Consider the following 15,678-nt stretch of genomic DNA (forward strand, 5'->3'; position numbering starts at 1 on the left):
ACCATTTGACGCATTTTACGTCAGAAGCATTGTTTGGCAAGCCAAATAGCCACCTGCATTTTTAAGCAGCACAACGTTTTCCAATTCAATTTTTATAGATATATTAGGTCCTTATTCTCGCTAACATGAAACACAAATTATTTTTCATCGGCCTGGCGCTGTCTTTAATGGTAACAGACACGTACGCGCAGACCGCTATTACCTGGAAACAAGCAACAGCTGCAGGGTACACCTACAAATATGTAACCGGCGACCCTACCCACTCTCGATTCTACACCTTAAAAAACGGACTTACCGTTATATTAAGTCCAACCAACAAACAGCCACGCATTCAGGCCTATATTGCTGTAAAAGCCGGCAGCAAAACAGACCCTGCGACACATACCGGCCTTGCCCACTACCTGGAGCACATGATGTTTAAGGGCACAGACAAGTACGGCACGCAAGATTGGACCAAAGAAAAACCGCTGTTAGATAAAATCGACGCTTTATATGAGCAATACAACTCAACTACCGACGAGGCTAAGCGAAAACAGATTTACAAAGAGATAGACAAAACATCCGGCGAGGCCGCTAAATTTTCCATTGCTAACGAATATGATAAAATGATGGCAGCCATGGGCGGCCAGGGCACCAATGCCTTTACATCATTTGAGCAAACCGTTTATACAGACGATATTCCAAGTGCGTCGCTTGACAAGTTTTTGGCTTTGCAAGGCGAGCGTTTCCGCAGCCCGGTGTTGCGCATCTTCCATACTGAATTAGAAGCTGTTTACGAAGAGAAGAACCGTACGCTTGACGACGATGGCCGTAAGGTTATTGAAACTACTTTCGAAAAATTATTTCCTAATAACAACTACGGCAAGCAAACTACAATTGGTACGGTTGAGCATTTAAAAAATCCGTCGCTAAATGCTATCCGCAATTACTACTATACCTACTACGTGCCTAACAACATGGGCGTAATTTTTTCGGGTGATTTTAATCCTGATGTGGTAATTAAAAAAATTGATCAAACCTTCAGTTTCATGAAAGCTAAGCCGGTACCGGCTTACACTTTTAAACCGGAGGTGCCAATTACCAGCCCTATCAAGGCAGATGTTTACGGACCCAATCCCGAGAATCTAACTATCACTTTCCGTTTCCCGGGTGCCAGCACACGCGACGCCCGTTTATTGAACCTGATGGGATCAATGCTAACGAATGGTAAAGCAGGTTTATTTGATCTCGATTTGGTGAAGAAACAAAAGTTACTGAGCGCTAGCGCCGGATCATACAACCTGAAAGACTACAGTGTGTTGTTGATGCGAGGTAACCCAGTTAAAGGACAGTCATTAGATGATGTACGCACATTAATGCTTAGCGAATTAGCTAAATTACGCAGGGGAGAGTTCTCTGACGATTTGATTAAATCCATCGTAAATAATACCAAAAAAGAAATTATTGAAGGGAACGAAAGCTATAGCAACCGCGCTAATAACCTGCAAAACGATTTTACCACAGGCATCGATTGGCGAACAGAAATAGCTACTGTAAACGAACTTTCAACAATCACTAAAGCCCAAATTGTTGAGTTTGCTAATAAGTATCTAAATGAAAACAACTATGTTATAGTTTACAAACACCAGGGCGAGGATAAAAACATTCAGAAGATAGATAAACCGGCCATTACCCCGGTTGATGTTAATAATACCGCTCAGTCAACATTTTTACAACACATTGGCAGCATACCGGCCAATACGGTTAAGCCCGTTTGGCTTGATTTCCAGAAGGATATTCAACGTGCAAAAGCAGGCAGCGCGCAATTGCTGGCCGTGCAAAATAAAGACAACAGCATTTTCCGCCTATACTTCCGCTATGAAATGGGAAGCTGGAACAATAAGCTGTTACCTATTGCTGCCCAATACATACAGTACCTGGGTACAAAAACCAAAACTGCCGAAGACTTTAGCAAAGGTTTTTACAAAATTGCATCGTCTTTCAATATAGGTACCGCTTCCGAGTCGACTACGGTGAGCTTTACCGGTTTGCAAGAAAACTTTGCTGCTACGGTTAAACTTTATGAGGACCTGTTGGCTAATTGCCAGCCTGATGAAGAAGCGCTTACAGCACTAAAAGGGCGACTAAAAAAATCGCGCGAAAACGCTAAACTGAACAAAGGCGCGATAGCGCAGGCCTTGATCAGCTATGCGCAGTATGGCGAATCAAATCCGTTTAACAATGTATTAACTGACGCCGAGATAGATGCCATCACCAGCGACGACCTGATCAAAATTCTGCATAGCCTGAACAGCTACAAACATACCGAGTTATACTACGGCCCGCTAACCGCGCAAGCAGCTGCAACCAGCTTAGCGGCATTGCACAAAACACCGACCATGTTTGCAGCATACCCCGCTAAGAAAGATTTTAAACGTATTAATACTGATGCTAACCGCGTATTATTCGCCAATTACGATATGGTGCAGGCTGAGATTTACTGGATCCGTAACGAAGGCGCGTATGATGCTGCCCAGGCACCAAAAATTGAATTGTTTAACAACTACTTTGGTACCGGTGGTATGAGCTCGGTTGTTTTCCAAACCATCCGCGAATCAAAAGCTTTGGCTTACAGCACCGGCGCGGTTTATTCATCGCCAAGCAAAAAAGAGGATCAGTATTACTTTATGAGCTACGTTGGTACCCAGGCTGATAAGTTAAATGAATCAATAGTTAGCATGAACGAATTATTGAACATCATGCCTGAATCTGAAAAAGCAGTGATTGATGCTAAGGAGAACATGCGTAAATCTATCGAAACGGAGCGGATCACGCAGGATGGCATATTATTTAGTTTCCTGGCAGCGCAACGGTTAGGCTTAGATTACGACGCACGTAAAACAACCTTTGAGAGCCTTGATAAATTAAGCTTTGCCCAGATAAACGCTTTCCACGACCAAACGTTAAAAGGCAAACCGTACACCTATTGTATAGTAGCATCAGATAAACGTGTAAGCGACAAAGACCTTAAACAATATGGCGAACTAATAAAACCTGATATGAAATTACTGTTTGGGTATTAACCGCAAGTGTACTGCATAAAATACGTAGGTAAAATAATTTAAGCCTCAATTAAATTATTTTACCTACGTTTTAAGCTAGTAGAAATTTATTAATATTTATTTGCAATAATTGGTATAGGAATTGTACAAGTCAATACATATTCCTGTACCTTTTTATTTATAGGAGATTTAATGATGGAGATGCAAAAGATATTAGCAGTTGATGACGATAAAGACATATTAGAGATCATCCAATTAATTTTAGAAGACTCTGGTTATGAGGTGGAAACACTGGCAGATGGGCAGCACCTATTTGAAAAAATAAACGAAGTGCACCCGGACTTGATTATCCTGGATATAATGTTGGGTAATTTGGACGGCAGAGATCTTTGTCGTAAGGTTAAAGCTAAGATGGAAACACACGATATACCAGTTATAATGTTGTCTGCAAGCCATACTATTACAGAAGGTTTTACCAAAAATGGCAACCCCGATGATTTTATAGCAAAGCCCTTTGATATAGAGGTTTTGATACAAACTGTAGAAAAAAGATTAGCAGCATAATTTAGTCATTAGGTAACTAATCAAATGAGGCCAGGCGTTTTGCCTGGCCTTTTTCTTTTATGTCCTGATTGATTCGCGATGTCAAAAACTAATGACCAATGAACCAGAGAGTAACGAACTAATAGCTAAATAACTTGTCAACACGCATACCATCCTCTGTAATATTTACGTTTAACAGATGTTTTCCACAAAATGTTAATTACTTATGTGGATTGCCTTTTTACGATTAGCTAATTTAGCGACCACTATTTTACGCGTCTTATGATCAACTTGAAATACGGCATACTACTTTTACTTTTCTTCATTACCACAAACACCTTTGCACAGCAAAATCCATCGTTCCAGGTTTACCGTTACTATCACACCGGTACGGATCTGTTAGAGCGCAACATGTTTGCCGCTGCCTCGGCGCAATACAAGCTGGTAATGAATTATAAATTAAAAACCAGCAATCAGCCTCAGTTTGAAACCGAACTATCGCTGCTTAAAGAAAATGCGCAATACTATATTGCTCTTTGCGCGCTTGAGCTGGGTAATGACGATGCGGAGAACATGTTTCTGCGTTTTATCCGCGAGCATCCGGAAAATCCTTTAGCTAAATTGTCTATCTACCAGATAGGCCGCACCTACTCGAAACAAGGCAAGTATAAAGAGAGCCTGGTTTGGTTTGATAAGATAACTGCCGGCCAATTGAGCGGACGCGATAATACCGAATACAAATTTCGCAAAGGTTACGCCTATTTTACCCTTAATGATTTTACCAACGCGCAGGTCTTGTTCGGCGAGGTTAAAAACAAACGCTCGCAGTTTACAGACGATGCTATTTATTATTTTGCTTACATAGCCTACCTGAATAAAGATTATCAATTGGCTTTGGTAAACTTTGAGAAGCTTAAAAACTCAAAAAAATACATTAACAGCTACCCCTACTACATTAGCGCCGTTTACTTTTTAGATAAGCGTTATGATGATGTTTTGGCCTACGCTATCCCTATACTTAATACTACCAAGCAGCAAAACGAGACAGAGATGTTACGCATTATCGGCGCGTCTTACTTTGCTAAACAAGATTACGACAATGCGGTAAAGTACTATGATCGTTTTGAAACGCGCGACCAGGGGAAAACCCAAAACACGCAAGACAGCTACCAAATGGGTTACGCCTACTACAAGGTAGGCAACAACGCCAAAGCGGCACAAGAGCTTGAAAAACTAATTGAAAGACAAGATATTTATAGCCAAAGCGGTAGTTATACATTAGGCGAAGTTTTCCTGAAGATGAACAACAAGCAAAGCGCACGCAATGCGTTCTTCAATGCTTCGAGACTATCTTTTGACAAGCAATTGCAGGAAGATGGCTTATTTCAATACGCTAAACTATCTTACGAACTTGATTTTAACAGCCAGGCGCTTGATGCTACCCGTACTTACCTTAAAAACTATCCAAACTCGGCGCGCCTTAACGAAGCCAAAGTGCTATTAGGCGAGGTTTTACTAAATGCTAAAAACTATAAGGAAGCGGTTGAGATATTGGAGCCTATTCAAAATAAATCGCAAAGCGCGCTGATAGCTTACCAAAAGGTAACTTATTTCCGCGGTTTAGAATATTATAACGAGCGTGCATTTGAGAACGCTATAGGTATATTTTTACGTTCGCTAAAAAATCCCACCGACAAAAAAATAAAGGCCCTTACCACCTACTGGATGGCCGAGTCGATGTACGAAGTACGTAAGTATACCGAGTCGGTACAAACTTTCCAGGACTTTTTAGATATGCCACAAGCGCCGGAGACACCGGTGTTTAATTATGCTAACTATGCCCTGGCTTATGCCGCTTTTTATGGCGAAAAATATCGTACGGCTGCTACCTACTTTCAACGCTTTTTAAATGGCGAAGAGAAAGATCGTAATACCATTAATGATGCCACTACCCGCCTGGGCGATAGTTATTTTGTTTTGAAAAGCTATGACAAATCGCTGGAGTATTATAACCGCATTATTGATAACCACATTAAGGGCGAGGATTACGCATTGTTTCAGCGTGCTATGATACAGGGTTTGCAGGGCACCCCTGATACCAAGATAAATACTTTAAAAGCGTTGCTGTTCACGTTCCCTAATTCTGATTACTCTGATGATGCAGATTTCGAAATAGCTTACACCTATTTTGTTAAAAATGACGGTGACAACGCTAAAGCTCTGCTGCAAGCCATGGTACAAAAATACCCGCGTAGCAGCTATATACCACGTGCATTGGTTACCATTGGCTTGATAGACTACAACGCAGGTAATGATGACCTGGCTGTTGAATCATTTAAACAGGTGGTAAAAGATTATGCATCAACAGATGAAGCTAAACAGGCGCTTAAGCAGGTAGAAAAGATCTATACCGATAAAGGCGACGCGCAAACCTTTATTACCTACGCTACCGGCACTTCTATTGGCAATTACACATCTGCCGAGCAGGAAAACATTATGTACACTGCAATTAACAACGTGTACCTGCGCGGCGATTGGCAGGGTACGGTTAGCGCGGTGAACGCATACTTTGATAAGTTCCCGGGCAAGCCCATTTACGAGAAAGAGTCGCGCTTTAGGCGTGCGGAAGCACTTGTAGGCTTAAAACGCGATGATGAAGCGGTGATGGATTATAATGTAATATTAAACGACTGGACCAGCGGCGCTACCGAGAAATCATTGATCAGTATGGCTAAGTTGTATATCAACAAAAAGAAATATAATGACGCTATCCCGTTCCTGAAAAAGCTGGAGATCAACTCTGAATATAAAGCAGATTATACTTTTGCGGTTAACAACTTATTGCTGAGTTACTCAAAGCTCAACGCTGCAGACGATGTGTTGAAATATGTTAACCTGGTACGTGCTAACGAGAAAACCGCGCAGGAAGACAAGTTTAAAACAGGCCTTTACGCCGGTTTAGCATACCTGCAAAAAGGGGATACCACCGCCGCGGTTAACGAGTTTGACTACACCGTATCAAACACCAAGACAATTGCTGCTGCCGAGGCTAAATACAACTTGGCTAACATACAATACTTAAAACGTCAGTACAAAACATCTATCAAAACTTGTTTAGAAATTGCTAAAGAGATGTCTAACTATGATTACTGGGTAGCTAAAACGTTTATATTATTAGCTGACAACTATGTAGGCACTAAAGAAACTTACCAGGCAAAAGCAACACTGCAAAGTGTATTAGACAATTACAAAGGCGATGACGACATACTGGCTATAGCCCAGCAAAAAATGGATCGGCTATCTCCGGGTAGCAAAGCTAAAGCGCTTGTACCTGCAACCGGCACTGAAATGCAACAAGACAGTACCAATAAAAAACCGTAATAGAGGATAAAAGGACGACAAGCACATGAAATTGAAATACACCTACACGCTGTTTACTTTGATCATGGTATTATACTTTGTTCCGGTTAACGCGCAAAAGAAAACTACCACCAAAAAGACTACAGTTAAACCTGCGGCAAAAGCGCCCGCTAAGCCTGCTATAACACCGGCTAAAAAAGCCACCGAAGCTAAGACCCTAGGCGAAGCAGCAGCTAAAGTAAACGCTACCGATACCACCAAAAAAGGCGGTACGGGCGGCACTAACCAAGCCACACAAGGCGGTAGCTTGGCCGAAGAGATCATCATCACTACAGCCTACAAACCATTGCTGGCTGATGCGGTAAAGATTCGTCGTAACCCTGATCTGGAAGATAAGACACCATATAAAGCACCCTTAATTTACGCCCCGGTTGACAAACGTTTAGAGCAAAACTCTGAAATTAAACAACTGGATGCCATGCAGCTTCCCGTAACGGCAGATAGCATTCCGTATAACAACATCGTTCGCGCCGGTTTGGGTAACCTTAAAACAACATTTGTAGAGGGCTACTTTGGCAACGGCAAAGACGAGGCTTTACAGGTTAGTGGCTGGGTTAGGCATTTGGCACAATCGGGCTCTTTAGAACAACAAAAAAGCAACCGCGAAGAACTTGGGGTATTTGGTAAAAGCATTGGCGCCGAGCAAACTTTGAGTGGCAGCTTATCATACACCAACAATGGTTACTACTTTTATGGCACGCCGGTGTTCCCTAAACCTGCGTTTTTAGACCGCGCCCACCAATCCTTTAACACCTTGCAAGGCGAGGGCGAACTGGTAAAAAACTACAAAGATGTAGAGAATGATTTTACTTACGCGCTTAAGTTAAAAGGTTATTTATTTGGCGACAGATTTAAAGCGCGCGAGAATAACGTTGTTGTATCGGGCTTTATTAATAAAACCATTAACGAGTTTTATACCGGCTTAGGTGTGTCTTTAGATCTGAGCTCGCAAAAAGACTCTTTGTACTCTTTCAGCAATAACGTTGTAAGGTTAAACCCATACATTAAGTTTCAGGGCGAAAATTATAAGATTGACGCGGGTGTAAATATTGTTAATGAGTTTGGCTTCGCCGGACGTTTTAACATTTTGCCGGCTGCCAAGGCAGAATACCAGATCATTCCTAAATATGTACGTTTGTTTGTTGAGGCCAAAGGCGATGTAAACAAATCGAGCTTGCGCGATTTTTATGGCATCAACCCTTTTCTGGGCAAAAACCTGCGTATAAAAAACTCGGTAGACAGGCTTGACGTTAGCGCAGGCCTTAAAGGTACACTTGCACCTGGCTTAGGCTTTAAAGCCGATGTGTTTAGAAACATTGTAAAAGATATGCCGCTAATGGTGAGTAACTTTAACTTTGCTGCCGGCCAAAACCGGTTTGGCATTATCTATGATAATGGCGATGCTACCGTTACCGGTATTAATGCCGAGCTAGACTATAAGCTTGCTGAAGACTTCAATATTTTTGGCCGTGCCGAATTTAAAGATTACAAAATGGCGTCGGAAGCAAAAGCCTGGAACTTGCCTTCGTTAAGGCTAACCGCAGGTACATCTATCACCATAAACGAAAAGTTGAAAATCAATGGCACATTGGTATTCAGAGGATCGACAACTGATAAGCAAAACGACGCGTTGTTTACAGCGACTTACAAAACCGCCCCGCCGGCGCCTATCACTTCACAGATCGGGTCGTTTGCAGATTTAAGCGGTGGTGTTGAGTATAAGATCAACAAACAGTTTTCTGTATTTGGCCGGGTGAATAATTTATTAAACGGAACAAATCAAACCTGGCTATATTATCCTGACTACGGATTCAATATCTTTGGCGGCGCTAGTTATAGCTTTTAAGGTGAGTGGTGAATAGTGAGTGGTGAATGGTTAATTGCTTTACTTACTGCTCACCACTGACCACTCACTATCCATCACTCACTACCTTATACTATAATTTGAACTTTTACAATTAACTGTTACTTTTAGCAAATGGATGTAGGCTTTTATTTAGGCGAATTGCTAATGCAACAGGGCGAAGTGAGTGTGCCCGGGTTGGGTTACTTTGTGCAAGTACGCGGAAGCGGTTACTACAATGATGAGGAACGTAAATTTTACCCTCCTTATCACCAGGCGCAGTTTGACGCGCAATCTATAGATGATGATGCGCTGGCCGAATACATTGCCAATAAAAAGAATATTTCGGTAGCGTCTGCACGCTACTTTTGCGAAAAGTACATTACCAACTTAAAGCAACAAGCTATCATAAGCGAGGTGCAGCTTGGTAACCTGGGCTGGTTTTATACCGAACTTAGCCAACTAACCTTTAAACCTGCCGACAAGATCATTGACGATACCATATTTTATGGTTTTGAGCCTGTCAGTATAAATAAAGATAAAGTCATAACACCCGTAGAAGAGCGGCCCAAGGTTGAGCTTAACTTCCCTCCCAAATTTACACAAACGCCGCCGCCTGTACCTGAAACACCAAGGGTAGATGAGCCGGTATTTACCGATTCGGCCGTTGGTACTTATGAAACTACCCTGCCGGGGCAACCATCGGTTGCAGATCCGGATGCGGCTACCCAATTTATCAGCAACGACAGTTATCAATCTGCCGAACCTGGTATTTCTAACGAGTTTTTTGAGCCCGTTGAAGATGAGGAAGAAGAACGAAAAAGCCCATTATTGCTCATAACAGTGATTGTGTTGTTTATTGTGTTTGTAGGTCTTGCTGTTTTTGCACTTTACCGTTTCAGGCCGGATACGTTTGCTAAGGTCACGTTCTGGAAAAAAGAAGTAATTGACACCATCGTCGTTAAACCAAAACCAGTCATAGCTGCTAAGATAGATACAACTGCGATAGATACGACGGTGATAGATACAACGCGTTTTGTAGACACCGCCGTTAACAGGGTTGATACCATTGTGAGTACACCGGCGTCGGGATCAACCAAAATAAAAGCGATAACCCAACCTACAATTGCCCAGCCGGCCCCTACAACTAAAGCTGTTGTTGTTATCAAGCCGGCCCCTACAAAGGTTGTTACTACAACGACAGCAAAAAAAGCACCTGCTTTTACCCCGCAAGCAATCACTAAAACCACTATAATTACCCCGCCAAAGGCATCAGCATCCATAAATATAGTGCCTATGCACCCTGCTAAAGCCTCCGTTGCCAGAACAGTGTCTACCAAAATTCGCTCGTCTGACGCTACCGGTACACGCCGTTTTGAGGTTTATGTGAGCCCGGCTTGTAAAGATATGGCACAGGCTAATCGTTTAATAACCAAATTGAAAAGCAGGGGCCTTGACCCACGCATGGTTACAGATGGTGCCGGCCCGTTGATCCATATATCTATAGGTCATTTTAAAACCGCGCAGGAGGCTAAAAACTTTGCCATAAAATCACAAGAGTCGGGCAAGGTGCTTGGCGACGCTTATCCAAATGAAATTATCCCACCACTACAATAATAACCCAATACATTAATGCAAGCAGTTACAGACACCGTAAAACAAGTAATAGACACGGCCAACCAGGCCACACAGCAATTAGCTGCCCTGCCGCAGCAAGAACTGCGCTTTGGCGAATTGATGCTAAAGGGTGGCGTGGTAATGATACCGATTGCCATACTGGCGGTACTGGCCCTGGTCATATTTTTTGAACGATACTTTACCATCCGCAAAGCATCAAAAAACGAGAACAACTTAATGCAGCAGGTGCGCAGCAGCATAATATCCGGCCAGTTAGATTCGGCTGTGGCTATCTGCCGTAACAACAATTCGCCGCTGGGCCGTATGTTACAAAAAGGTTTATTGCGTATCGGCAGACCCATTAAAGACATTGAAGGCGCTATTGAGAACATTGGTAAGCTTGAAGTATCAAAGCTGGAGAAGAACATAGGCATACTAGGCATTGTTGCCGGTATAGCACCGATGTTTGGTTTCCTGGGTACTATTGCCGGCGTAATTAAAATCTTTTATGATATATCATTAACTGATAACATTAGCATGGGTGTAATATCAGGCGGTTTGTATGTAAAAATGGTAACATCGGCAGCTGGTTTATTCGTGGGCCTTATAGCTTATGTGGGCTACCACGTTTTAAATATGATGGTTGACAGAGTGATCTTAAAATTAGAGACCGACGCCATTGAGTTTATTGACCTGTTAGAAGAACCAAGCAAATAATGAATTTAAGAAAGAGACACAAGGGCGCATCGGCCGAGGTACATACTTCGGCGATGAACGATATCATGTTCTTCCTGCTTTTGTTTTTCCTGATCGCGTCTACGGTTACAAATCCAAACGTTATAAAGCTGATACTGCCCAAAGCCGCCAGCGGACAGGCCGTATCTAAAAAAACCATCAACGTATCTGTAACCAATGATCTGCGTTATTACGTAGAGAAAAAAGAGATACAGGTGGCCGATCTGGAAACTATACTGCAAGGCTATAAATCAAAAACAGCAGAGCTTACCATTATGCTTTACTCTGATAAAGATGTAACCATACAGAATGTAGTAGACATAATGGATATAGCCCAAAAGTTAAACATAAAATTAGCACTGGCTACAGATAAGAGGAAGTAGATTTTAGAGGTTGAAGATTAGTTTATAGGCTCGGTAACGTCCAATGACTTACTGACTAATGAATCAATGACAAACAAAGAATGAATTACACGCAACAAGAAAATAATTATCCAAAAGCATTTGGGGCAACCGGGGTTATCCTGTTGCTTATAGCTGCTTTATGTTATTTTCTGGTGTTTGGGCCGCCACCGGCGATAGAAGATGGCACGGGTGGCATACTAGTAAACTACGGTACTACCGAAGAAGGTATGGGCAGCGACTATATGAATACCCAGGAACCATCGATGGCCGAAAAAGCCAACAATACCAGGCCCGACAAAGTTACACCTACCCCACCCACCGAAGAAAAAAGCGAGTCGGAAAGTAGCGACCGTGATATTGTTACCCAAAATACTGAAGATGCGCCCGAAGTGGCCGCGCCGACAAAGAAACCCAGTACAGCTGTAGCTAAAGAGAATACTAAGGTAACGCCTAATCCTAAAGTAAACACCAACGCGCTGTATCAAGGCAAGACAAATAACGCTACCGGCGAAGGTGACGGCACTACCGGAAAACCCGGCAACCAGGGTAAAACAACAGGTAGCACCCTTGCCACCAATTATGATGGCACAGGCTCCGGTAATGGTGGTAGTTTAAATATGACCCAGCGCAGCTTTACAAGCAGGCCTAAAATTGAAGATAATGGCCGCCACACCGGCAAAGTTGTGGTTGAGCTGCGTGTTGATAAAAACGGTAACGTGGTTTATGCACGTGCCGGCGCCCGCGGAACTACTATAGTTGATGCCGCCCTGTTACAAAAATGCGAGGATGCTGTTAAAAACTCGCGCCTTACCGCAGCTGATACCGAATTGCAGAGTGGCAATGTGGTGTTTGTGTTTAAGGTCAATTAAACTTTTTCCATTTGTTACCGCGTCATTGCGGGGAACGAAGCAATCTCTATGCAGGACATTCACCGTCCTTGATCTTATTTGGCAAGACCCAGCAGGTAATCTTAACGCCACGCACCAAGGGCTCTTTGTCTGAACCATGATTTGTAGGATTAAATGATTATAGGATTTTTGTTGGTATGACGTAACTACAAGCCTGTCAGTAAAAGATCTGAGGCAGCTATTGAGCGACAGGCCTGAAGCAAACCTATAAACCCCTCAATTCAATCACCTCACCCACCCCTGTCGTGAACGACAAGCTAACACCAGACAATGTCTCCGCGTCTTTCCCGTTCCTAATCAACTGAACCTGCTTACCGTTCCATGGATTGATAATGGTGCACGGTCGCCCTTTTTCACTCTTTATTACAACGTTTGATATTACGCTGGTTGATAATCTTGCCGATACCAAAAATGCTCCCCAGGCCCTTAGATCCTCAAAATTAGCGTGCGACAACCTTGGGCCACACGCGAAAAAGCCTGATAACATTGTCCACGCTCATACACATCATCTCGGCCAGCGCATTGGCCACCGTACAGCTATTTTCAACCCCATGTGGGTTATCAAACTTAAAACCGTTAGGATAAGTATCCAATGCATAACGTTCCAGGTTTTTTATAACATCCACAGAATCATATCCGGCCCGTATTGCTGCCATATAATAGCTGTTGGTATAATTATAATCCTGCCAGCGTTGCATGGCAAACAGCGTGTTTCGGGCCGTCACCAGTTGCGCAGTACTGCTGTTAAGCGTAACACCATTACCCGGGTATATCAACTCAAAACTTGCATTGTAAACCTGCCGCCCTAAATTATCCTCCTCGGCAGCGCGGAACAAATTTATCCCACTGGCTTTGTAAGTAGGGTAATCGCTCATCCGCGCAAGCATGTCTTTCCATTTAGCCTGACGGTTAACGTCCTGCTTTAAATTAGCACTTAGGTCTATGATCAGATCTAACGCGTTACGCAACATGGCAATGGTTTTGGCCGGATTTTTACTAAAGTTTGAACGCTCGCCTTCCGCGTCTTTATAAATAACGTAGCGGCCATCTTTTAGCGTTAAATAATCTTCCCAAAATTCAATCACCCCTAACACATACGGATAGATTTTTTTGCCATAGTCCACATCATACGTAGTGCGCCAGTATTGCGCCATGTTAAGGGTGCCAAACAAGGCGTTTGAGCGTTGGCGATAAAACAGGCCGCCTGCTTCTACATCAGCAGCAATGGTATAACCACCGTCAGACATTACCGGGAAATCACGGCTCACCTCTATACCGGCCGGGCCAATACCAACCGGAATTAACAGTCCACGGGTGTGGGTAACCTCTTTAGCGTACCAATTGGCGCGGGGCATAAAATCAAGCAACGGCGCATCATGCACACGGGCCTGTTGCAGCCGGTTATTGGTAGCCAGGGCATAAAAAGGCGCCGAAAAGTTATAATTCATGTGATAGTCGCCATTCCAAAAAGGGGTGTCGCTGGTGTTCCAACCAAATAAGGCCGGTGGAAATTTCTCATCGCGTGCACAGGCCGCCATGGTATAAAGCCCCTGGTAATAGGCCTTCATCAATATATGATCGCCAACGTATAACGACGACATTTGCCAGTACTTTTGCCACCAGTTATTATGTTCTGCCCATAGCTTTGCGTGGGCAAGTGTATCAATACCCTTTACTTTGGCCGCCACATAACCCAGCGGGTCGCGTTGTTTAAACAGGCTCTCCATAGCAATCACCACGGTAACCTTTTTGCCGGGCATTAAGGTTAAATCGCTACTGTTATGGCCCAGAACTTTAAAAGCAGTTGACACCCTTGTAGGGATATCTACATTGTCTTTAAACTGACGGCTCAGGTATGATACATCCTCAGCTTTACCTTTGCTATTTTGAACCATACGATTTTCCGGCGCATTAAGCCTGAGGGATATGGTAAAGGGTTTATCAAACACACCCATTTCAATGAATATTAAGTTATCTGTGGCAGCCACCCATGATTTGACCTCAAGGCCGCCGTCCTGGTTTTGCAGGGTGACGGTGGTAACCCCATTACTAAGCAACTGCTTGGCGCTAAACTGTGGGTTTTTAAAATCGGCAATCTGAATATCGAAAAAGCCGGCAACCCGCGGGCCGGATAACTTATCAGCCTTAGAAACTAAACGCCAGAAATCATTTTTCGACAAATAAAAACGCAAACCCTCCTGGCCAAAGCCTATGCTGGTAAGCACATCGCCATTACCTAATAAAGGTGCATCAACAGAGACATTATTGGGGATGCGTTGAGGAACCGCGTTCCAGATATTCTGATAGGCCGATACTTGCGCGCTAACGCAATGTATACTCAACAACAGTGCGACGCAGAAAAGCAGTCTTTTCATTTAGGTGTGATATCAGATTACGATTGGACACACCAAACAGATCAGTTGAGGTTTACCGCGTTTAGTGTATATCCAAATGTAATAAAACTATCTAAAACATCACCGCCGCGTTATTACGGGGATCGAATGATCTAAACCGAAAAATAAAAAGAAATCATCGCCTCTAAACCAAGCAATACCCACGCTGTCGCAAGGCTCCTGCTTGTGGCCCGCCTGCAGGGTATAGGCATGCAAATCCACGATCTACATTTCATCCGGTATTTTGTATTTTTAGCACATGAGCCGTAATTATAAATTCAGAAATCCCGAAGGATTATATTTTGTAAGTTTCGCAACGGTTTTTTGGATAGATGTTTTTGTAAGGATGGAATATTTTGATTGCCTGATTAAAAATCTTAACTTTTGTGTAGATAATAAAGGCATGGAAATTTATAGCTGGTGTATAATGCCGAGTCATGTGCATTTGGTTTTTAAATCAACTGTTCAAAAACCCGAAGAGTTAATAAGAGATTTTAAATCGCTTACATCAAAAAGAATGATAGCTTTAATAAAAGACAATAATCAGGAAAGTCGGCAGGAGTGGCTGTTAAACTCATTCAAAAAAGCCGGGCAAGCCAACAGTAACAATAATAATAACCAGTTTTGGCAACAACATAACAAACCCATAGAATTGTGGAGTGCAGCAGTTATTGAACACAAAATTGACTATACACATAACAACCCGGTAGTAGCCGGCTTTGTAGAAAACGATTACGAATATCTGCATAGCAGTGCGCGTGATTATGCAGGCAT

At 42.9% G+C, this 15,678-nt stretch carries 10 protein-coding genes; 9 read left to right on the forward strand and 1 reads right to left on the reverse strand.

Annotated elements, in window-relative coordinates:
* Nucleotides 1–125: 125 nt before the first annotated feature.
* From ACFSYC_RS05950 to ACFSYC_RS05985, 8 genes are all read left to right on the forward strand, one after another.
* Nucleotides 126–3,062, forward strand: a complete 2,937-nt coding sequence (locus ACFSYC_RS05950; protein ID WP_377124540.1) for a M16 family metallopeptidase — start codon at nt 126–128, stop codon at nt 3,060–3,062.
* A gap of 180 nt (nt 3,063–3,242) precedes the next feature.
* Nucleotides 3,243–3,605, forward strand: coding sequence for a response regulator (locus ACFSYC_RS05955; RefSeq protein WP_377124542.1), 363 nt, complete (start codon nt 3,243–3,245; stop codon nt 3,603–3,605).
* A 261-nt stretch (nt 3,606–3,866) separates the two neighbouring features.
* A complete protein-coding gene (locus ACFSYC_RS05960; protein WP_377124544.1) occupies nt 3,867–6,965 on the forward strand; it encodes a tetratricopeptide repeat protein in 3,099 nt (1,032 codons plus the stop codon).
* A 25-nt stretch (nt 6,966–6,990) separates the two neighbouring features.
* The gene (locus ACFSYC_RS05965; protein ID WP_377124546.1) at nt 6,991–8,850 is read left to right on the forward strand and encodes a hypothetical protein; all 1,860 of its coding nucleotides are present in this window, start codon (nt 6,991–6,993) and stop codon (nt 8,848–8,850) included.
* Between the two features lie 132 nt (nt 8,851–8,982).
* Nucleotides 8,983–10,464, forward strand: a complete 1,482-nt coding sequence (locus ACFSYC_RS05970) for an SPOR domain-containing protein (RefSeq protein ID WP_377124548.1) — start codon at nt 8,983–8,985, stop codon at nt 10,462–10,464.
* Nucleotides 10,465–10,479: 15 nt separating this feature from the next.
* Nucleotides 10,480–11,181: a MotA/TolQ/ExbB proton channel family protein gene (locus ACFSYC_RS05975; RefSeq protein ID WP_377124550.1), complete on the forward strand. Its 702-nt coding sequence runs from the start codon at nt 10,480–10,482 to the stop codon at nt 11,179–11,181.
* Nucleotides 11,181–11,582 (forward strand): ExbD/TolR family protein, encoded by a 402-nt coding sequence (locus tag ACFSYC_RS05980; RefSeq protein WP_377124552.1) that lies wholly within the window; start codon nt 11,181–11,183, stop codon nt 11,580–11,582. The genes ACFSYC_RS05975 and ACFSYC_RS05980 overlap by 1 nt, the downstream gene beginning before the upstream one ends.
* A gap of 80 nt (nt 11,583–11,662) precedes the next feature.
* On the forward strand, nt 11,663–12,472 hold the full coding sequence (locus ACFSYC_RS05985) for an energy transducer TonB (RefSeq protein ID WP_377124554.1): 810 nt from the start codon (nt 11,663–11,665) through the stop codon (nt 12,470–12,472).
* 479 nt (nt 12,473–12,951) lie between these two features.
* On the opposite strand, the gene ACFSYC_RS05990 is transcribed toward ACFSYC_RS05985, so the two are convergent.
* Entirely contained in the window at nt 12,952–14,886 is a 1,935-nt protein-coding gene (locus ACFSYC_RS05990) for a glycosyl hydrolase family 95 catalytic domain-containing protein (RefSeq protein WP_377124556.1), read from the reverse strand.
* Nucleotides 14,887–15,163: 277 nt separating this feature from the next.
* Here ACFSYC_RS05990 and ACFSYC_RS05995 point away from each other — a divergent pair.
* Nucleotides 15,164–15,678: REP-associated tyrosine transposase (locus ACFSYC_RS05995; RefSeq protein WP_377124558.1), on the forward strand; the 515-nt coding region annotated here is incomplete at its 3' end.

The organism is Mucilaginibacter antarcticus, assembly GCF_042686155.1.
Taxonomy (GTDB): Bacteria; Bacteroidota; Bacteroidia; order Sphingobacteriales; family Sphingobacteriaceae; genus Mucilaginibacter; species Mucilaginibacter antarcticus.